General features: G+C 63.2%; 17 protein-coding genes. 9 read left to right on the top strand and 8 right to left on the bottom strand.

Features of this window, described 5'->3' with window-relative positions:
- Positions 1–45 precede the first annotated feature (45 nt).
- Entirely contained in the window at positions 46–1,542 is a 1,497-nt protein-coding gene (locus CUC44_RS18660; RefSeq protein ID WP_100861369.1) for an aldehyde dehydrogenase, read from the bottom strand.
- Between the two features lie 382 nt (positions 1,543–1,924).
- Positions 1,925–2,467, bottom strand: coding sequence for a cupin domain-containing protein (locus CUC44_RS18665; RefSeq protein WP_100861370.1), 543 nt, complete (start codon positions 2,465–2,467; stop codon positions 1,925–1,927).
- A gap of 174 nt (positions 2,468–2,641) precedes the next feature.
- Here CUC44_RS18665 and aptA point away from each other — a divergent pair, with 174 nt between their 5' ends.
- The 6 genes from aptA to CUC44_RS18695 all read left to right on the top strand — a co-directional run bounded on the left by aptA (position 2,642) and on the right by CUC44_RS18695 (position 9,173).
- A complete protein-coding gene (gene aptA, locus CUC44_RS18670) occupies positions 2,642–3,970 on the top strand; it encodes an omega-aminotransferase AptA (RefSeq protein WP_100861371.1) in 1,329 nt (442 codons plus the stop codon).
- Between the two features lie 100 nt (positions 3,971–4,070).
- Complete coding sequence (locus CUC44_RS18675) at positions 4,071–5,567, top strand: CoA-acylating methylmalonate-semialdehyde dehydrogenase (RefSeq protein ID WP_100861372.1); 1,497 nt, start codon at positions 4,071–4,073, stop codon at positions 5,565–5,567.
- An 82-nt stretch (positions 5,568–5,649) separates the two neighbouring features.
- Complete coding sequence (locus CUC44_RS18680; protein ID WP_100861373.1) at positions 5,650–6,378, top strand: glutamine amidotransferase-related protein; 729 nt, start codon at positions 5,650–5,652, stop codon at positions 6,376–6,378.
- A gap of 168 nt (positions 6,379–6,546) precedes the next feature.
- The gene (locus CUC44_RS18685; protein ID WP_100861374.1) at positions 6,547–7,518 is read left to right on the top strand and encodes a LysR substrate-binding domain-containing protein; all 972 of its coding nucleotides are present in this window, start codon (positions 6,547–6,549) and stop codon (positions 7,516–7,518) included.
- Positions 7,519–7,592: 74 nt separating this feature from the next.
- On the top strand, positions 7,593–8,432 hold the full coding sequence (locus tag CUC44_RS18690; protein ID WP_100861375.1) for a PfkB family carbohydrate kinase: 840 nt from the start codon (positions 7,593–7,595) through the stop codon (positions 8,430–8,432).
- A gap of 288 nt (positions 8,433–8,720) precedes the next feature.
- Entirely contained in the window at positions 8,721–9,173 is a 453-nt protein-coding gene (locus tag CUC44_RS18695) for an Rrf2 family transcriptional regulator (protein ID WP_005326180.1), read from the top strand.
- 117 nt (positions 9,174–9,290) lie between these two features.
- On the opposite strand, the gene CUC44_RS18700 is transcribed toward CUC44_RS18695, so the two are convergent.
- Positions 9,291–9,803 (bottom strand): ferredoxin-type protein NapF, encoded by a 513-nt coding sequence (locus CUC44_RS18700; RefSeq protein ID WP_100861376.1) that lies wholly within the window; start codon positions 9,801–9,803, stop codon positions 9,291–9,293.
- 138 nt (positions 9,804–9,941) lie between these two features.
- Between CUC44_RS18700 and CUC44_RS18705 the strand changes: the two genes are divergently transcribed.
- Both CUC44_RS18705 and rmuC read left to right on the top strand, forming a co-directional pair.
- Positions 9,942–10,157 carry a hypothetical protein gene (locus CUC44_RS18705; RefSeq protein ID WP_167388953.1) on the top strand — a complete coding sequence of 72 codons (216 nt, stop codon included), beginning with the start codon at positions 9,942–9,944 and terminating at the stop codon, positions 10,155–10,157.
- Positions 10,154–11,485, top strand: coding sequence for a DNA recombination protein RmuC (gene rmuC / locus CUC44_RS18710; RefSeq protein WP_100861378.1), 1,332 nt, complete (start codon positions 10,154–10,156; stop codon positions 11,483–11,485). The genes CUC44_RS18705 and rmuC overlap by 4 nt, the downstream gene beginning before the upstream one ends.
- Before the next feature lie 76 nt (positions 11,486–11,561).
- On the opposite strand, the gene CUC44_RS18715 is transcribed toward rmuC, so the two are convergent.
- From CUC44_RS18715 to def, 5 genes are all read right to left on the bottom strand, one after another.
- Complete coding sequence (locus tag CUC44_RS18715) at positions 11,562–13,004, bottom strand: TrkH family potassium uptake protein (RefSeq protein ID WP_100861379.1); 1,443 nt, start codon at positions 13,002–13,004, stop codon at positions 11,562–11,564.
- Between the two features lie 92 nt (positions 13,005–13,096).
- Positions 13,097–14,473 carry a Trk system potassium transporter TrkA gene (trkA, locus tag CUC44_RS18720; protein ID WP_100861380.1) on the bottom strand — a complete coding sequence of 459 codons (1,377 nt, stop codon included), beginning with the start codon at positions 14,471–14,473 and terminating at the stop codon, positions 13,097–13,099.
- A 71-nt stretch (positions 14,474–14,544) separates the two neighbouring features.
- The gene (rsmB, locus tag CUC44_RS18725) at positions 14,545–15,837 is read right to left on the bottom strand and encodes a 16S rRNA (cytosine(967)-C(5))-methyltransferase RsmB (protein ID WP_100861381.1); all 1,293 of its coding nucleotides are present in this window, start codon (positions 15,835–15,837) and stop codon (positions 14,545–14,547) included.
- Positions 15,838–15,882: 45 nt separating this feature from the next.
- Entirely contained in the window at positions 15,883–16,827 is a 945-nt protein-coding gene (fmt, locus tag CUC44_RS18730) for a methionyl-tRNA formyltransferase (RefSeq protein ID WP_100861382.1), read from the bottom strand.
- A gap of 12 nt (positions 16,828–16,839) precedes the next feature.
- Complete coding sequence (gene def / locus CUC44_RS18735; protein WP_100861383.1) at positions 16,840–17,352, bottom strand: peptide deformylase; 513 nt, start codon at positions 17,350–17,352, stop codon at positions 16,840–16,842.
- 108 nt (positions 17,353–17,460) lie between these two features.
- Here def and CUC44_RS18740 point away from each other — a divergent pair, with 108 nt between their 5' ends.
- The gene (locus CUC44_RS18740) at positions 17,461–18,558 is read left to right on the top strand and encodes a LysM peptidoglycan-binding domain-containing protein (RefSeq protein WP_100861384.1); all 1,098 of its coding nucleotides are present in this window, start codon (positions 17,461–17,463) and stop codon (positions 18,556–18,558) included.
- Position 18,559: the final 1 nt, after the last annotated feature.

Raw genomic sequence — 18,559 nt, forward strand, 5'->3', positions numbered from 1 at the left:
GGGGGATTTCTCCCCCTTTGTTGCCTGATCTCGTCATATTCGACGTTAATCGAGCTGGATCCAGGTACTTTTCAGCTCGGTATATTTTTCCAGGGCGTGCAGCGACTTGTCGCGGCCGTTGCCGGACTGCTTGAAGCCGCCGAACGGCATCGTCATGTCGCCGCCGTCCCAGTTGTTGACGAAGACGGTGCCGGCGCGCAGGGCGCGGGAGCCCTTGACCGCCTTGTTCAGGTCCGCGGTCCAGATGGCGGCGGCCAGGCCGTAGTCGGTGTCGTTGCCAAGGGCGATGGCCTCTTCCAGGGTGTCGAAGCCGGTCACCGCCAGCACTGGGCCGAAGATCTCCTCGCGGAAGATGCGCATCTGGGGCGTCACCTCGTCAAAGATGGTGGGCTCGATATAGAAGCCGCCGCTCTCCTGCTGGGTGCGCTGGCCGCCGAGCAGCAGCTTGGCCCCTTCCTGGCGACCGATTTCTATGTAGTTCAGCACCTGATCCATCTGGATGCCGTCCACCATGGCGCCGATGCGGGTGGCGGGATCCAGCGGGTTGGCAGCGATCCACTCGCGGGCATGGGCCAGCAGGCGCTCCATGAACTGAGGCTTGATGCTGTTTTGCACCAGCAGGCGGGAGGCGGCGGTACACACTTCCCCCTGGTTGTAGAAGATGGCGCCCGCCGCACTCTTGGCGGCGGCATCCAGATCCGGCGCGTCCGCCAGCACGATATTCGGGCTCTTGCCGCCGCACTCCATGAAGGCGCGCTTCAGGTTCGACTTGCCGGAGCACTGCACCAGGTGCTTGCCGATGCGGGTGGAGCCGGTGAAGGTGATGCAATCCACGTCCATGTGCATGGCCAGCGCCTCGCCGACGGTGTGGCCAAAGCCCGGCAGCACGTTGAACACGCCGTCGGGGATGCCCGCTTCCTTGGCGATGCCGGCGATGCGCAGGGCGGTGAGGGGAGATTTCTCGGAGGGTTTGAGGATCACCGAGTTGCCGGTGGCGAGCGCCGGGCCCAGCTTCCAGCAGGCCATCACCAGGGGGAAGTTCCAGGGCACGATGGCGGCCACCACCCCGAGCGCCTCACGGGTCACCAGTGCCAGCGCGGACTCTTCTACCGGGGCGACCTGATCGTAGATCTTGTCGATGGCCTCGGCGTTCCAGGCGATGCAGTTGGCGGCGGCGGGGGCGTCATAGCCCATGGCGTCGCCGATGGGCTTGCCCATGTCCAGGGACTCTAGCAGTGCCAGCTCCACCTTGTTCAGGCGCATCAGCTCGGCGAAGCGCTGCATGATCTGCTTGCGCTGCTTCGGGGCCAGCCCGCTCCAGCGTTTGTCATCGAAGGCGGCGCGGGCGGCCTGCACCGCCAGCTCGGCGTCGGCGGCGTCGCAGGAGGCGACCTTGGTCAGCAGCTGGCCGTTGGCCGGGTTGATGCAATCGAAGGTGGCGCCGTTCACGGCGTCCCGGTAGCTGCCGTCGATAAAGGCTTGGGAGGGCAGGGTCAGGTGGGAGGCCTTGTGTTGCCACTGGGCCAGGGTCAGGTCACTCATGTTCACTCCTTGAACCGACAGATAAGGTCTCTGCGTATCAATATGCTAAACATGCTGCCGCTTGTAAATCCATTCTGTAACATTTTATTAAACATTCGCCCTCGCCAGCGGTAAGACGCTGACGAGGGCGAAGGCCTGAATCGGCGGTTTGCGTGGGTCGGGCCGCCGTTACCGGTGGTCAGAAGCAGACAGGGGATTCGCCGGGTTCGGCCTGGTTTGCGTGAGTCTGACCGCCGTAGCGGGCGGTCAGAAGCAGACAGGGGATTAGCCGGGATCGGCCCGGTTTGCGTGGGTCTGACCACCGTGGCGGGCGGTCAGAAGCAGATGGGGGATTAGCCAGGATCGGCCCGGTTTGCGTGAGTCTGACCGCCGTGGCGGGCGGTCAGAAGCTGGCGGGGGTGTTGGCGGAGATCAGCACACATTCGTGCTCGTCCACGTTGCGGAAACGGTGCGGGGTGCGGCTGTCGAAGTAGTAGCCATCCCCCGGCGCCAGCAGATAGACCTGCTCGCCGACCGTGACCTCGACCTGGCCCTGGATGACGATGCCGCACTCTTCGCCCTCGTGGCTCAGCATGTCGTCGCCGGTATCGGCGCCGGGGGGGAGGATCTCCTGCATCATGCCGATGGCGCGGTTCGCGCGGCTGTGGCCCACCAACCTGTAGCTGATGGGATGGGTGCCGAGATCCGGCATGTCGTCCGCACGGAAGATCACCTCGGAATCCATCTCCGTCTCATCGGTGAAGAAGCTGGCGAGGGACATGGGAATGCCTTCCAGCACCTTGCGCAGCGAGGCCACTGAGGGGCTCACCTGATTTTTCTCGATCTGGGAGATAAAGCCGTTGGTCACACCGGAGCGCTTGGCCAGCTCGCGCTGGGAGAGGGCCGCCTTGGTGCGAACCGCCTTGAGGCGGTGACCGATATCCATCGATAGACACTCCTTGACTGTTTACTATTATTAAAATTGTGTTAAATATCTTATACCACCCCGAGGGGGTGACACCAAGCAAGGGCGATAAACGGGCCCTTTTTTATGGATTCAGGTGTTTAATTTAATAGGCAATGGCCAAGCGTTACTAAACGCCTTAAGGATGAGGTGACCATGAAACCGATCAGCGACATCAATACCCCCGACATGTCCGCCTTCTGGATGCCCTTTACCGCCAACCAGCAGTTCAAGGCGGCGCCGCGCATCTTGAAGTCGGCACAGGGGATGTATTATCACTCAGAGGATGGCCGCAAGATACTGGATGGCACCGCCGGACTCTGGTGTTGCAACGCGGGTCATGGTCGGCGCGAGATTGCCGAGGCGGTTTCCCAGCAGATTTCCCACCTCGACTTCGCACCCACGTTCCAGATGGGACACCCGCTGCCGTTCGAACTGGCGAACCAGCTGGTGGAGATCGCCCCCAAGGGCTTCGGCCACGTCTTCTATACCAACTCGGGCTCTGAGGCCGTGGACACGGCGCTGAAGATCGCCCTGGCCTGGCAACGGGCCCGCGGTCAGGGTACCCGCACCCGGCTGATTGGCCGTGAGCGCGGCTACCACGGGGTGGGCTTCGGCGGCATCTCGGTGGGCGGCATTCCCGGCAACCGCAAGTGGTTCGGCTCCCTGCTCGGCGGAGTGGATCATCTGCCTCACACCCTGAATATCGCCAAAAATGCTTTCACCAAGGGGCTGCCAGCAGAAGATCTCACTCTGGCCGATGAATTGGAGAAGATTGTGTTCCTGCATGACGCCAGCAACATCGCCGCCGTCATCGTCGAACCCATCGCTGGCAGCACAGGGGTCATCATGCCGCCCCAGGGTTATCTCAAGCGGCTGAGGGAGATCTGCACCAAGCACGGCATACTGCTGATCTTTGATGAGGTGATCACCGGCTTCGGTCGCCTCGGCTCCCCGTTCGCCGCCCAGGAGTTCGATGTCATCCCCGACATGATCACCTGCGCCAAGGGGCTCACCAACGGCGCCATCCCCATGGGGGCCGTGCTGGTACAAGACCACATCTATGACGACATGATGGCCGCCGGCAAGGGCGCCATCGAGCTGTTCCACGGCTACACCTATTCGGGCCACCCGGTGGCCGCGGCCGCGGGTCTGGCGACCCTGGAGATCTACCGCAACGAAAACCTGCTGACTCGCGCCGCCGATCTGGCGGGTTACTGGGAGGAGGCGGCTCATTCGTTGAAGGGCTGCAAGCATGTCAAGGACGTGCGCAACTACGGCTTGGTGGCGGGCATAGAGCTCGAATCCCTGCCGGATGCGCCGGGCAAGCGCGCCTACGAGGTGTTCGTGCGCTGCTTCGAGAAGGGGGCTCTGATACGCGTTACAGGCGACATCATCGCCCTGTCGCCGCCCCTCATCATAGAGCGCAGCGAGATCGACGATCTCTTCACCCTGCTGCAGGACGCCCTGCAAGCTCAGGACTGATCACCCACCCCTATTTTTTGCGAGGCGCCCGGGTGGGCGCCCCTTCCTTGCGCCTGATGCCCATGGCCGCGCAGGGGAACCCCAATTTCACGGAGGATTTATGACATACAGGGTCAACAACTTCATCGACGGCGAGACCACAGAGAGTCGCAGCGAGCGCTTCGGTGCCATCTTCAACCCGGCCACCGGCCAGCAGCAGGGTCAGGTGGTGCTGAGCACCGCCGCCGAGTGCCAGGAGGCCATCGCCAGCGCCGAGCGCGCCTTCGCCGACTGGTCCCAGACACCACCCCTGGTGCGGGCCCGGGTGATGTTCCGCTTCAAGGAGCTGATGGAGCAGCACAGGGACGAGCTGGCCAGGCTCATCAGCCGTGAGCACGGCAAGGTGTTCTCCGATGCCCAGGGCGAGCTGACCCGTGGCCTGGAAGTGGTGGAGTTTGCCTGCGGCATCCCCCATCTGCTCAAGGGGGAGCACTCCCTCAACGTGGGCCGGGGGGTGGACAGCCACTCCATGATGCAACCCGTGGGGGTCTGCGCCGGCATCACGCCGTTCAACTTCCCGGCCATGGTGCCGCTCTGGATGTTCCCGGTGGCGCTGGCCTGTGGCAACAGCTTCATCCTCAAGCCCTCCGAGAAGGATCCGTCGCTCTCCCTGCGCATGGCCGAGCTGCTCAAGCAGGCGGGCCTGCCGGATGGCGTGCTGAACGTGGTCAATGGCGACAAGGAGGTGGTGGACGTGCTGCTGACCGACTCGCGGGTACAGGCGGTCTCCTTCGTCGGCTCCACCCCCATAGCCCAATACATCTATGCCACCGCTTCCGCCCACGGCAAGCGAGTGCAGGCGCTCGGCGGCGCCAAGAACCACATGCTGGTGATGCCGGATGCGGATCTCGATCAGGCGGTCTCTGCCCTGATGGGGGCAGCTTACGGCGCCGCCGGTGAGCGCTGCATGGCGATCTCGGTGGCCCTGGTGGTCGGCGATGACACCGCCGATGCCCTGGTCGGGAAGCTGGCGCCGCTGGTGGAGAAACTGCGGGTTGGACCCGGCCTTGGCCCGAGCCCGGAGAACGAGATGGGGCCGCTCATCAGCCGCGAGCACCTGGCCAAGGTGCGCGGTTACGTGGATCAGGGGGTGGCCGAGGGGGCTGCGTTGGTGGTCGATGGCCGTGGCGTGAGTCATGGGGACGGCTACTTTATCGGCGGCAGCCTGTTCGACAAGGTGGGCCCCGAGATGCGCATCTACCGGGAGGAGATCTTCGGCCCTGTGCTGGCCATAGTGCGGGCACCGGACTATGAAACGGCGCTCAAGCTCATCAACGAACACGAGTACGGCAACGGCACCGCCATCTTTACCTGCGATGGCGACACCGCAAGGGACTTCACCACGCGGGTGCAGGTCGGTATGGTAGGGGTGAACGTACCCATCCCGGTGCCCATGGCGTTTCACAGCTTCGGTGGCTGGAAGCGGTCCATCTTCGGGCCGCTCAACATGCACGGGCCGGACGGGGTACGTTTCTACACCCGGATGAAGACGGTGACCGCCCGTTGGCCCCAGAGCCTGCGCGCCGGCGCCGAGTTCTCCATGCCGACCATGAAATGACAACCATGCAGTAGTTAGCCCAGGCATGGCCCGGCGGAGGGATCCGCCGGAGTGCCCCGCTATCCCTGTGAAGGAGTGACAGATGCGACTGGGAATTCTCGATTGTGACCGGCTGGATCCCGATTTGGTGGGAAGTTTTGGCCCCGTTTACTCCGAGATGTTTATCAAGGGCTTCCGGGCGCTGGCGCCGGCGCTGGAATACCGAGTCTGGTCGGCCCTCGATGGCGAGCTGCCGGCCGATCTGAATGAGTGCGATGCCTGGCTCATCACCGGTTCCCGCCACGATGCCTACAGTGATCTGCCCTGGATCCTGGCGCTGCGCGACTGGATCCGTCAGGCCCACGACGCCAACGTCAAGCTGGCCGGGGTCTGCTTCGGTCACCAGGTGATCGCCCAGGCCTTGGGGGGGGAGGTGATGAAGTCCACCAAGGGCTGGGGGCTCGGCGTCTCGGTCCATCCCATGCAGGCGGCGAAACCTTGGATGCAGCCTGAGCTGGAAACCATCCGGATCCTGGCGAGTCATCAGGATCAGGTGGAGCAGCTGCCACCGGGGGCAACTCTGCTGGCGGGCAACGATTTCTGCCCGAACTTCATGTTCCTGCAGGGGGATCACATAGTCGCCATTCAGGGGCACCCGGAGTTTTCGGTGGAGTACAACCGGGCGCTGATCGAGCGGCGGCGGGACAGGTTGCCCGATGCCCATTACCAGAGCAGCCTCTCCTCCCTCGAGGGGGAGGTGGATTCGGCCACCATGATGCAGTGGTTGTTGCAGTTCCTCGGCATACTGCCGGTCGAGTCCTCATTGCGCTGAAGCACGTTTGTCATATCCCCCCTGCAGATGCTAGATTTTGTAGCAAAATGAAGGATCAAGCGGTGATATGCCAAGTTCGGATGATACACTGGCCGCCATTTGTGGCGGCCTTGTTCCTCTGATCAGCGTCATCTGACGGCAGCCGCGCCAGCCTGTGAGGGTGCAAACTTGAAACTACAGCAGTTGAAGTATCTGATCGCGGTGCGGGACCACAATCTCAACGTGTCCGTCGCTTCCGATGCGCTCTATACCAGTCAGCCTGGGGTGAGCAAGCAGATCGGCTTGCTGGAGAGCGAGCTGGGGGTGCGCATCTTCGAGCGCCGTGGCAAGCACCTGCATCGCATCACCCCGGTGGGGGAGGAGATCATCAAGTGCGCCGAGGCCATGCTCAACATAGAGGGCAAGATCAAGGCCATCTCCCGGGAGTACCTGGACCCGACCGTGGGCACGCTCAACATCCACACCACCCACACCATAGCGCGCTACCTGCTGCCGAAAAGCGTTACCTATTTCACCAAGAAGTACCCCAAGATCTCGTTCCACCTGCATCCCGTGATGTCGGCCACCAAGGAGCAGATCAGCAAGGGTTACTCGGATTTTTCCATCGTGGCCCACGAGATAGGCTTCGACAAGGAGCTGATCGCGCTGCCCGCTTACCTCTGGACCCTCTCCCTGGTGGTGCCTCAGGATCACCCGCTGGCCAAGGTCAAGAAGCCGAGTCTGGAGCAGCTCTGCCAGTTCCCCATCCTCAGCTACGAGAGCGGCGCCACCGGGCGTCAGGTGCAGGATCGGGTGTTCCAGGCCGCCGGTCTCAGCCCCAATTACTACATGACAGTGATGGATGCGGGCGTCATCAAGCGCTACGTGGAGCTGGGCTTTGGCATCGGCATCATCTCGTCCCTGGTGGCGAACGATCACGATGCGCCGGGTCTGGTGGCCATCAATCTGGAGCACCTGTTCGAGCCCTGCCCCGCCCAGATCTGCTTCAGCAAGAGCATCTTGCTGCAGAACTACATGTATGACTTCATCAGCTCCTTCTCCCCCCACCTCACCAAGGAGGTGATCCAGAACGTCATGCAGCAGCCGACCCAGGCCCGCATCGACGAGCTGCTGGCAGGGGTGGAGTTGCCCGTCTATTGAGTCGTCTCCCGTCATCCGATCGCGGATGATGTGTATTCAGGGCCCATCGGGCCCTTGCTGCCGTCGAGGTTTCCATGTCCCGCATCCTGCTGCTCGCCAATCTCAACTGTGATCACGTGCTCTCCCTGGCCGAACCCCTGGTGGCGGGGGCGCGGCTGCAGTACCTGGATCAGGGGCGCAGGCTCGGGGGCGGCGCCGCCAACACCGGCATAGGTCTGGTGTGGGCGGGGCACGAGGTCAGTATCGCCTCCCGGGTCGGGCTGGATGAGACCGGCGACTGGCTGCTGGAGCAGGCGGCCAGCCACGGCCTGGATTGCGCCCATGTGGAGCGCTTCGGTGGTGAGACGGGGGAACTGCTGATCCTGGTGGACTCCACCGGCGAGCGCACCATACTCCGGCGGCCACGCCGCCCGGATCTGCCGGGGGACTTGCCGACGGAGGGGATCGACTGCCTCTATGTGAACTACCCCGGCACCGCCATCACGGGCTATATGCGTCAGATGCTCGGCAAGAGCTTCGTGGTGGCCCAGTATCCCAAGGGCGGCCAAGCTCGTCGTCCCTGCCACGTGCTGGTGGCCTCTCGCTCGGATCTCGCCGAGGTGGGCGATCCCTGGCTGCACGCTCGCCAGCTCGCCGGTGATCAGCTGGAATGGCTGGTGCTGACCGAGGGCAAGGCGGGGGCCGTGGCGCTCCATGGCGAGGAGCAGATCCGGGTGGCGGCCCGTCCCGTCTCGGTGGTGGATACCACGGGGGCGGGGGATGCCTTCGCCGGTGGCCTCATTCACGGGCTGGCCCGGGGCATGGCCATCAAGGATGCCCTGCAGTGTGCGGTGGACTGGGCCGCCTTCGCGGTGGCCTCCGAGAGCTCCATCCCCTCACAAGCCCTGAAGAACTGGCTGAGGCAGCCTCACTGAGCGGCTGAACGCGGCCGTGTCCCCCATGGGATCCAGCCCTGTCGGATAGGGTGACTTCGCCACCAAAAGTGGCCAAAACCTCCCCCCGAGCCTGCAAGTTTGCGATCAATCAAAGAAAGTGTCGATTTATGTACATCTTCGTCGACACCCGTCCGGGCTGCTCTTAACCTTGTCATTCCACGACTCGGCCAACGACGCGGATCCCGGGCAGGCGCCCCTGTCATCTCCCCCGCTTGGCTACCGGTTGTCGTCCTGATTTCTGGCTTGTAGTAAGAGGCAAGTGCGACCATGCAACTGACACGATTTACCGACTACGCCCTGCGTACCCTGACGTTTCTGGCGATCCAGCCAGGTGATCGCCTGTCGACCATCACAGAGGTGGCCGACACCTTCGCCATCTCCCGCAATCATGTGGTCAAGATAGTGCATCAACTCGGCATCAAGGGTTATATCGAAACGGTGCGTGGCAAGCATGGTGGCATCCGGCTCGGTCGCTCCGCCGTCTCCATCAACCTGCGGGACGTGGTGATGGACATGGAGCACGTGCTCTGCCCGGTGGACTGCAAGCGCGAAAACTGCCGCCTCTCCGGTGGCTGCCGCATCCAGGGCATTCTGCGCCGCGCCATGAACGCCTTCCTGGAAGTGCTGGGGGAGTACACCCTCGCGGATGCGGTGCGCGATCCCACCCGTTTATGCCACCTGCTTGGCATAGAGCAGGACAATATCCTGACGATGGCCTGAGGGTCGTGACGGTGAAAGGGCCCCTCGGGGCCCTTTTTGCTGTCTGGGATCCATGTCGGGGGTGGAGCTGAGGGTGTCGGGCCGCGAAGAAGTATCGTGTGTGCGTTGCCGGCGTCGTCAGGGCTGGGGGATCAGGGTGATGGCGCCGTGCAGGCAGGCGAGGCCGCAGGCGCCGCAACCATCGCAGGCCGCCATGTTGACGCTGATGCCGTCGCTGCTGGCCTTGATCGCCTGCTGGGGGCAGGCATCCTCGCACAACAGGCAGTAGAAGCCCTGGCGGGCTTGGCAGCTCGCCTCGATCCGCACCCGGGTCTGCACCTGGCGACCGAGTTGCAGGTCCAGCGCCCCGGTGGGGCAGGCCCTGGCGCAGCTGCCGCAATAGCTGCACTGGCCGCAGGCGAGATCCAGCACAGGTGTGCCGGAGATGGGGGTGCCGTCGTACTCTGGTCGATCCGCCGGTTTGAGCAAGCCGTTGGGACAGGCCTGGAAGCAGTCGCCGCAGCGGCTGCACAGGGAGAGGAACTGGGACTCTTCGATGGCCCAGGGCGGGCGCGCCTCATGACAGGTCACGGCCGGCTTGCCGGGACTGCCCAATGCCTGCATCAACCAACGACAGAAAATATGCGCCATGCCAACCCCAACTACCCAATAGGGGTTAATTTTAGCTAGATTCCCGCCAGCAAGCCAGAGAATAGAGCGCCCCAGGATCGCAAGCCGGGTTGCCCTTGTGTAAGCTAGGCAGGTCTTTTTGCGTGGTTGAACATACACATGTGGTTATTTCTTTGGCGTGCCTCCCTGCTCTATGTCTTCCCCTTGCTGATGTGGGCCTATTGCCACATCAAGGAGATTGAATTCGCCGAGCTCGATACCGGGGTCAACAGCCACAAGTGGGTGGTGTTGGCGGCCTATCTCATCTATGTGCTGCTCTGGCTGCTGCTGAACCGTTACCTGGAACTCTTCCTGCGCCAGCGAGGCCGCAGGTGATCAGCCTGACGGCCTGGCTGCCTGCGCTGCTGGCGGGGCTACTCGCCCTCGGGCTCGGCTGGCTGGTGGGGCGCCGCGGTGCCCGCGAGCAGAGCCTGCTGCTGGAAGAGCGTTATCAGGCGCTGCAGGACAGGTTTGACGAGTTGCAGGACGAGAAGATGCTGGGCCAGCAGAAGCTGGAGCAGCAGCAGACCCTGCTGCTCAAGCTCACCGCTCGCCTCAAGGACGCCGAGGCCACCCTGCGCAGCGAGCGTCTGGCCAGTGCCGAGAAGCTGCAACTGCAGCAGCAGGCAGAGGCTCGCCTCAGCCAGCAGTTCGAGAACCTCGCCAATCGCATCTTCGAGCAAAACTCCGGCAACTTCCGCGAACTGAACCAGAACAGCCTGGATCTGCTGCTAACGCCGCTAAAAGAGCAGCTGGAGGGGTTCCGTCGCCAGGTGGGGGAGACTCATGCCCAGGAGACGGCCCAGCGCCACAGCCTGAAATTCGAACTGGAGCGCCTCGCCGAGCTCAATGCCCGCATGACCGAAGAGGCGGCGGCCCTGACCCGCGCCCTCAAAGGGGACAGCAAGCAGCAGGGCAACTGGGGGGAGGTGGTGCTGGCCCGGATCCTCTCCGAGTGCGGCCTGCGGGAGGGCCACGAGTACCACAACCAGGTCAATATCGAGGTGGAGAAGAACAAGCGCTACCAGCCGGACGTGATCGTCCACCTGCCCCAGGACAAAGACATCATCATAGATGCCAAGGTGTCGCTGACCGCCTACGAGCGCTGGTACAACAGCGATGACGAGCTGGCCAGGGCGGTGGCATTGAAAGAGCACGTCGCCTCGGTGCGCAACCACATCCGCGAGCTGGGCCGCAAGGATTACCAGCAGCTGCCCGGGGTGCGCACCCTGGACTATGTGCTGATGTTCGTGGCGGTGGAGCCCGCGTTTCTGACCGCGGTGGAGGCGGATCCCTCCCTGGTGCGCTACGGGCTGGATCACAACATACTGCTGGTCAGTCCCACCAACCTGATGGTGGCCCTGCGCACCATAGAGAACCTGTGGCGCTACGAGCGCCAGAACCAGAATTCGCGCCAGATAGCGGAGCGGGCTGGTCGCCTCTACGAGAAGCTGCGGCTATTCGTGGAGGAGATGCAGCAGATGGGGGGCAGCCTGCACAAGGCACAGGAGAGCTACGACAAGGCGATGGGGCGGCTGGTCAACGGCCGTGGCAACCTGATCGCCCAGGCCGAACGCTTCCGCGAGCTGGGGGTGGAGGTAACCAAGTCACTGCCGGAGCCACTGGTCAACCGGGCGCTGGAGCGGGAAGACTCCGCCGAGTAGCGCCGCGCAACTCACATCATGAAGAAGGGCAGCCCATGGGCTGCCCTTCTTGTTATTGGCCGACTGCCCCGCCGTGTCACTGCTTCCAGAACGAGGGGAAGAAGATCACCGCCACCGTCAGGATCTCGAGGCGGCCCAGCAGCATGCCAAAGGAGAGTATCCACTTGGCCGACTCCGGCAGCACGGCGAAGTTGGTGCTGGGGCCTATGACCGGGCCCATGCCCGGGCCCACGTTCGCCACCGCCGTGATGGAGCCGGAGATGGCAGTCAGGGGATCCAGCCCGATGGCGGCAAGCAGGGCGGCGATGAACAGGATGACGGCGAAGTAGGCCAACACGAAGGAGATGAGGGAGCGGATGATGGCGTCGTTCACCGGCCGGCCGTTGTACTTCTGCGGGAAGACGGCGGAGGGGTGCATCAGCTGGCGCATCTGCTTCTTGAACAGGGAGAAAGCCACCTGCACCCGGAAGATCTTGAGCCCGCCAGCGGTGGAGCCGGAGCAGGCGCCGAGGGCCAGCAGTATGATGAAGATGATGCTGGTGAGCGGCCCCCAGGCGCCGAAGTCACCCAGGCCAAAGCCCGTGGTGGTCAGCACCGAGACTATGTTGAAGCAGCTGATGCGCAGGGCATCCATAAAGCCGTAGATGTCCCGCACCCAGAGATAGAAGGTGACCACGACCGTCACCCAGACCACCAACCAGAAGAAGCCCTGTACCTGGGCGTCCCGCAGCAGGCTGTTGTCACGGCGCGACAGGGCCTGCACATAGAGCAGGAACGGCAATCCGCCGAGGAACATGAACAGGGTGCCGACCCAGTGCGCCTCGTGGGAGAAGTGGGACATGGACTGATCCGAGGTGGAGTAGCCGCCCGTGCTGAGGGTCGTCATGGCGTGGTTGACCGCCTCGAACAGGGTCATGCCGCTCACCCAGTAGGCGAGGAAGCAGAGCATGGAGAGCACCAGATAGACCTGCACTATGTTGTTGGCCACCGTCTTGGCCCGTGGCGCGCTCTTGTCAGACCAATCCGAGCTCTCGGTCTGGAACAGCTTCATGCCGCCCACGTTGAGGTAGGGCAGCACCGCCACCGCCATCACGATGAACCCCACCCCGCCGAGCCACTGCAGGATGGAGCGCCACAGCAGTATGCTGTGGGCCATGCCATCGAGGCCGGACAGCACGGTGGAACCCGTGGTGGTGACCCCGGACATGGTCTCGAAATAGGCGTCGGTGAAGTTGATGTGGGTGATGAAGACGAAGGGCAGGGCGCCGAAGATGCAGGCCACCACCCAGACCGAGGTGGTGAGCAGGAACATCTCCCGCACCCCGAGGTGAAACTCTGCCTTGCGGCCATAGTGCAGACAGAGCAGGGCGGCGCCGTGGGTGATGAGCACGGACTTGAGAAACTCGACGAAGCCCTCTGAGCCGCTGAACAGGGCCAGCAGGGTGGGCAGCCACATGAAGAGGGCCAGCTTGGAGAGCACCAGGCCGAGGGTGAAGACGATGGGGCGCAGCTTGATCATGCAGGATAACCTGGTCGTTGATTAACAAAAGACCCGGACGTTTCTCTGCAAAACGGTCCGGGTCTGGTTGTTGTCGCCTGTCGCATGGCAGGTTAGAGGAAGAAAGGACTTGGTTGGAACAGGCGCTCCACTTCCGGGATGTACTTCTTGTCCACCAGGAACATGACCACGTGGTCGTCCTGCTGGATCTGGGTCCGGTCGTGGGCGATCAGCACCTCGTCACCGCGTACCACTGCGCCTATGGTGGTGCCCGGCGGCAGCTTGAGCTCACCCACAGTCTTGCCGACCACCTTGGAGGTGTTCTCGTCCCCGTGGGCGATGGCCTCGATGGCCTCGGCCGCGCCACGGCGCAGGCTGTAGACGTTGGCGATGTCGGCACGGCGCACATGGGTCAGCAGGGCCGAGATGGTGGCTTGCTGCGGCGAGATGGCGATGTCGATGGAGCCGCCCTGCACCAGATCCACGTAGGCACCGCGCTGGATCAGCACCATGGTCTTCTTGGCGCCCATCTTCTTGGCGAGCAGGGCCGACATGATGTTGGCCTCGTCCTCGTTGGTCACCGCGATGAAGACGTCGATCTGATCGATGTGTTCCTCTGCCAAGAGCTCCTGATCCGCCGCGTCGCCGCAGAAGACGATGGTGTTCTCCAGCACCTCGGAGAGCTGCTCCGCCCGCTTCTGGTTGCGCTCGATAAGCTTGACGCTGTAACGCTTCTCCAGCTGACGGGCGAGGCCGGCCCCTATGTTGCCGCCCCCGACGATCATGATGCGGCGATAGGGGCTCTCGAGGCGCTGCAGCTCCGACATCACGGCACGGATGTGGCCAGCGGCGGCGACGAAGAACACCTCGTCATCCGCCTCTATGATGGTGGTGCCTTGCGGGCGGATGGAGCGGCCCTGGCGGAAGATAGCGGCGACCCGGGTCTCGATGTTGGGCATGTGATCCCGCAAGGTGGACAACGCATTGCCCACCAGAGGGCCGCCGTAGTAGGCCTTGACCGCCACCAGACCCACCTTGCCACCGGCGAAATCCACCACCTGCAGGGCGCCCGGATACTCGATGAGGCGACGCACATAGTCGGTCACCAGCTGTTCGGGGGCGATCAGGTGATCCACCGGCACGGATTCCGGCAGGAACAGGCGATCCCGCTCCACCAGATAGGCGGGGGAGCGAATGCGCGCCACCTTGTTCGGGGTGTTGAACAATGAGTAAGCCACCTGACAGGCGATCATGTTGGTCTCGTCGCTGTTGGTGACCGCGACCAGCATGTCCGCATCCTGGGCGCCCGCTTCGCGCAGCACCCTGGGGTGGGCGCCGTGGCCGTTCACCACCCGCAGGTCGAACTTGTCCTGCAGCTCGCGCAGCCGATCGCTGTCGGTGTCGACTATGGTGATGTCGTTGTTCTCGCCGGCGAGGTTCTCCGCCAGGGTGCCGCCGACCTGACCTGCGCCAAGAATGATGATTTTCATAGAGAAATCTTGCTCAAGGTTGGTTCGAAACGGGGGCGCCCGATGCGGCGCCCCGACCCCTCATCTGCCGCTTACTGCTTGATCAGCTTGGCGTAATAGAAACCGTCCATCTCCGCCTCGCCGGGCAGGAACTGGCGACCCGGATTGGCCGGGGTGTCCTGCTCGTGCAGGGGCACCAGGCGGGCATCCGGGGTGTCGGCCAGGAAGGCACGGATCTGATCCCGGTTCTCCTCCGGCAGCACGGAACAGGTGGCGTAGAGCAGGGTGCCGCCGCTCTTGAGCTTGGCCCAGAGCGCATTGAGGATGCGGCGCTGCAGCTCGGCCAGTTCGCGAATGTCCTGATCCCGGCGAAGCCATTTGATGTCAGGGTGGCGACGGATGACGCCGGTGGCGGAGCAGGGGGCGTCCAGCAGGATGCGATCGAACTGACCCTCTGGCCACCACAGATCCGGGGTGCTGGCATCCCCGTGGATCACCTGGGCTTTCAGGCCGATGCGATCCAGGTTCTCCAGCACCCGGGTGAGGCGGTGTTCGTCGGCATCGACGGCGACCACACCGGCGAGCCCAGGCTGGCGTTCCAGCAGGTGGGCCGTCTTGCCACCGGGGGCGGCGCAGGCATCCAGCACCCAGTCTCCGGCTTGCGGGTCGAGCAGGCGGGCGGCCTGTTGGGCGGCGCCGTCCTGCACCGAGCAGTCACCGACTTCGAAGCCGGGTAGCTTGGTCACGTCGCAGGGACGTTCCAGCAGGATGCAGTCGTCCCCTTCTTCGCCGGCGACCGCGTTGATGCCAACCTCGGCCATGCGCGCCAGCATCTGCTCGCGGCTCTGGCGCTGGCTGTTGTTGCGGATCCACATGGGGGGGCGCTGGTTGTTGGCCTCCATGATGAACTCCCAGTCATCGGGATAGGCCTGGCGCAGGCGCTTGGTGAGCCATTCGGGGTGGCCGAGGCGGATGCTGGGAACGCGATCGATGCGCAGCAGTATGACTTCGGCGCTGCGCTGGAAGTTGCGCAGCACGCCGTTGATGAGGCCGCGCAAGGAGGTGCCCTTGAGCAGTTTGACGGCGTTGACGGTCTCGGCCACCGCGGCGTGAGCCGGAATGCGGGTGTAGATGAGCTGATAGAGACCGACCAGGATCAGATAGTGGAAGATGCGGCTCTTGTTCTTGAGCGGCTTGTCCATCATCTCACCCACCGCAGCGTCGAGGCGGGGCATCCAGCGCAGGGTGCCGTAGCAGAGTTCTTGCAGGAGGGCGCGATCGCGAGGCGCTACCTTCTCCTGGGCAGCAGGCAGAACGGCAGAGAGGGATTGACCCTGATCCAGCACCTGTTGAATAACGAGAGCGGCCTGTGCACGTGTTTTCATAATGTTACCTTAGATGCGCAAGTCGGGGCCCGGGCCCCGCTTGGTTCATTTCAATTGCGTGCCGGGTACAAACCAGTCGCGGCGAGAGTTGAGCAGATCCGATGCGGACATGGCCTTCTTGCCGGGCGGTTGCAGGGCCAGCAGGCGCAGCACGCCCTTGCCGGTGGCGACGTCGATCCCCTGCTTGTCAGCCTTGAGCAGGGTGCCGGCCGGCTGAGCCTGATCCTGATCTATGACCTCGGCCTGCCACACCTTGATGGTCTGCTCGGCCACTTCGAACCAACTGATGGGCCAGGGATTGAAGGCGCGGATGCAGCGCTCGATGGCGACGGCATCCATGGACCAGTCGATGCGGGCCTCCTCCTTGGAGAGCTTCTGGGCGTAGTTCGCCAGGGCATCATCCTGCTCTTGCGCACTTGCTTCACCGGCGGCCATGGCGTTCAGGGTATCGACCAGCGCCTGGGGACCCAGCTCGGCCAGCTTGTCATACAGGCTGGTGGAGGTCTCATCGCTGGCGATGGGGCAAGTGACCTTGCGGATCATGGCGCCCGTATCCAGCCCCACGTCCATCTGCATGATGGTCACGCCGGTTTCGCTATCCCCCGCCCAGATGGAGCGTTGGATGGGGGCGGCACCGCGCCAGCGCGGCAGCAGGGAGCCGTGTACGTTGATGCAGCCGAGGCGCGGGGTATCGAGCACGACTTTCGGCAGGATCAGGCCATAGGCCACCACCACCATGAGATCGGCACCCAAAGCCGCCAACTCGGCCTGGGCCTCTTCGCTGCGCAGGGAGGCGGGCTGGTAGACAGGCAGCTCGTGGGCGAGAGCCAACTCCTTGACCGGGCTGGCGGTGAGCTTCTGGCCACGGCCCGCCGGCTTGTCGGGCTGAGTGTAAACGGCGACGACCTCGTGGTCGGAAGACAACAACGCCGCCAGGTGACGGGCGGCGAAGTCGGGGGTACCGGCAAAAATCAGTTTCAGCTTATTCAATGGGGCGGATCCTCAGAGGACTTTGCGATCTTCACGGGCCATCTTTTCCAGCTTCTGACGAATGCGCTGGCGCTTGAGCGGGGACAAGTAATCCACGAACAGCTTGCCGACCAGATGATCCATCTCATGCTGAATGCAGATAGCGAGCAGATCGTCTGCTTCCAGCTCGAAGGTCTGGCCGTTGCGATCCTGCGCGCGTACCTTGACCCACTCGGCGCGGGGCACCAGGGCGCGGCTGCCGGGGACGGAGAGGCAACCCTCTTCGATACCAGTGCTGCCGGATTGCTCCAGGATCTCCGGGTTGATCAGCACCAGCTGCTCTTCCCGGTTTTCGGAGACGTCGATCACTATGATGCGCTGATGGATGTCGACCTGAGTCGCGGCCAGGCCTATGCCTTCCTCCGCGTACATGGTTTCGAACATATCATCTACAATCTGTTGTAACTCGGGTGTAATGGTCTCGACAGGGGCTGCGATAGTACGCAGACGTTCATCGGGGAAACGCAATACATCTAGAATGGCCATAGTTTTTTCTTTAGTTTCGTATAAATGCAGTCAATATTGACGTAATTCTAGTCATTTACGCCGACAAAAAACAGCAACACTTTGCGAGCAGAAATAACAGGGAGTGTTATGTATCTGAAGCAAACCATCTTCGCCTGCCTGGCGGTCACTCTGGCTGGCGGTGCCCTGGCGGCGCCGCTGACGTTGAAAGCCGGTCATCCCGACAACTATGTCGTCCAGAAGGGAGACACCCTCTGGGACATCTCGGGCCAGTTCCTGGCCGAGCCCTGGCTCTGGCCACGGCTCTGGAACATCAATCCCCAGATTGCCAATCCGCACTGGATTTATCCCGGCGACGTGCTGCAACTGAGCTGGGTCAACGGTGAGCCGCGCCTCGGCAAGGCCAGCCAGGGAGGCAAGCAGGTCATTCACCTGTCCCCCAAGAATCGCTATGAGAACAAGGCCAATCCGGTACCGACCCTGCCGCTCAGCGAGATAGGTCCCTTCCTGCAGACGGATCACATCCTGGCCGACAGCCAGCAGGCCAAGGGGATGCCCTATGTGCTCGGCAACAACGAGCGCCATGTGGGCATGCTGGAAGGGGACACCCTCTATGTGCAGGATGTGCACGGCTCATTGACCCCGGGCCAGGACTACGGTGTCTATCACCCTGGCGTCATTTACAAGGACAAGAAAACCGGGGAGCTGCTCGGTCAGGAGGCGGTCTTCGTCGGCACCGTGCGGGCGGAGGAGCGACTGGCCAACAACCGCACCCGGGTCACGCTGACCCACAATCGGCGTGAGGTGTATCAGGGGGACAAGGTCATCCCCTTGCCCGCGCAGGAGAGCCTCTCCGCTGTCTTCATGCCCAAGGCAGCGCCTGTCATCAGCCCTGGCTATGTGGTCGAGTTGCCGAGCAAGGCCCGTGGGGGCGGCAAGTTTGACGTGGTTCTCATCAACAAGGGGTTGCGGGATCTGGTCTCCCCCGGCGACGTGCTGGATATCCAGCGCCCCGGCGCCGAGCTGGTGGACCGAAATGGCAAGGTGTCGTATCGCGAGTATGCCTCCGTCTATGACAAGGCCTTCTATTCCGCCGGCAAGTCGACCCTGCCGAGCGAGGCGGTCGCCAGGGTCATGCTGTTCAAGGTGTACGACAAGCTGAGCTACGGCCTCATCCTACAGAGTCGGGAGCCGGTCGGTTCGGGTTATCAGGTCAGTAACTTCTGAC

Origin of the sequence: Aeromonas lusitana (genome assembly GCF_002812985.1) — a bacterium.
GTDB lineage: Bacteria > Pseudomonadota > Gammaproteobacteria > Enterobacterales > Aeromonadaceae > Aeromonas > Aeromonas lusitana.

Bases quoted from the DNA above. Each gene is read 5' to 3' on its own strand.
- CUC44_RS18660 (WP_100861369.1), bottom strand. From the start codon at position 1,542: ATGAGTGACCTGACCCTGGCCCAGTGGCAACACAAGGCCTCCCACCTG.
- CUC44_RS18665 (WP_100861370.1), bottom strand. From the start codon at position 2,467: ATGGATATCGGTCACCGCCTCAAGGCGGTTCGCACCAAGGCGGCCCTC.
- aptA (WP_100861371.1), top strand. From the start codon at position 2,642: ATGAAACCGATCAGCGACATCAATACCCCCGACATGTCCGCCTTCTGG.
- CUC44_RS18675 (WP_100861372.1), top strand. From the start codon at position 4,071: ATGACATACAGGGTCAACAACTTCATCGACGGCGAGACCACAGAGAGT.
- CUC44_RS18680 (WP_100861373.1), top strand. From the start codon at position 5,650: ATGCGACTGGGAATTCTCGATTGTGACCGGCTGGATCCCGATTTGGTG.
- CUC44_RS18690 (WP_100861375.1), top strand. From the start codon at position 7,593: ATGTCCCGCATCCTGCTGCTCGCCAATCTCAACTGTGATCACGTGCTC.
- CUC44_RS18695 (WP_005326180.1), top strand. From the start codon at position 8,721: ATGCAACTGACACGATTTACCGACTACGCCCTGCGTACCCTGACGTTT.
- CUC44_RS18700 (WP_100861376.1), bottom strand. From the start codon at position 9,803: ATGGCGCATATTTTCTGTCGTTGGTTGATGCAGGCATTGGGCAGTCCC.
- CUC44_RS18705 (WP_167388953.1), top strand. From the start codon at position 9,942: ATGTGGTTATTTCTTTGGCGTGCCTCCCTGCTCTATGTCTTCCCCTTG.
- CUC44_RS18715 (WP_100861379.1), bottom strand. From the start codon at position 13,004: ATGATCAAGCTGCGCCCCATCGTCTTCACCCTCGGCCTGGTGCTCTCC.
- trkA (WP_100861380.1), bottom strand. From the start codon at position 14,473: ATGAAAATCATCATTCTTGGCGCAGGTCAGGTCGGCGGCACCCTGGCG.
- rsmB (WP_100861381.1), bottom strand. From the start codon at position 15,837: ATGAAAACACGTGCACAGGCCGCTCTCGTTATTCAACAGGTGCTGGAT.
- def (WP_100861383.1), bottom strand. From the start codon at position 17,352: ATGGCCATTCTAGATGTATTGCGTTTCCCCGATGAACGTCTGCGTACT.
- CUC44_RS18740 (WP_100861384.1), top strand. From the start codon at position 17,461: ATGTATCTGAAGCAAACCATCTTCGCCTGCCTGGCGGTCACTCTGGCT.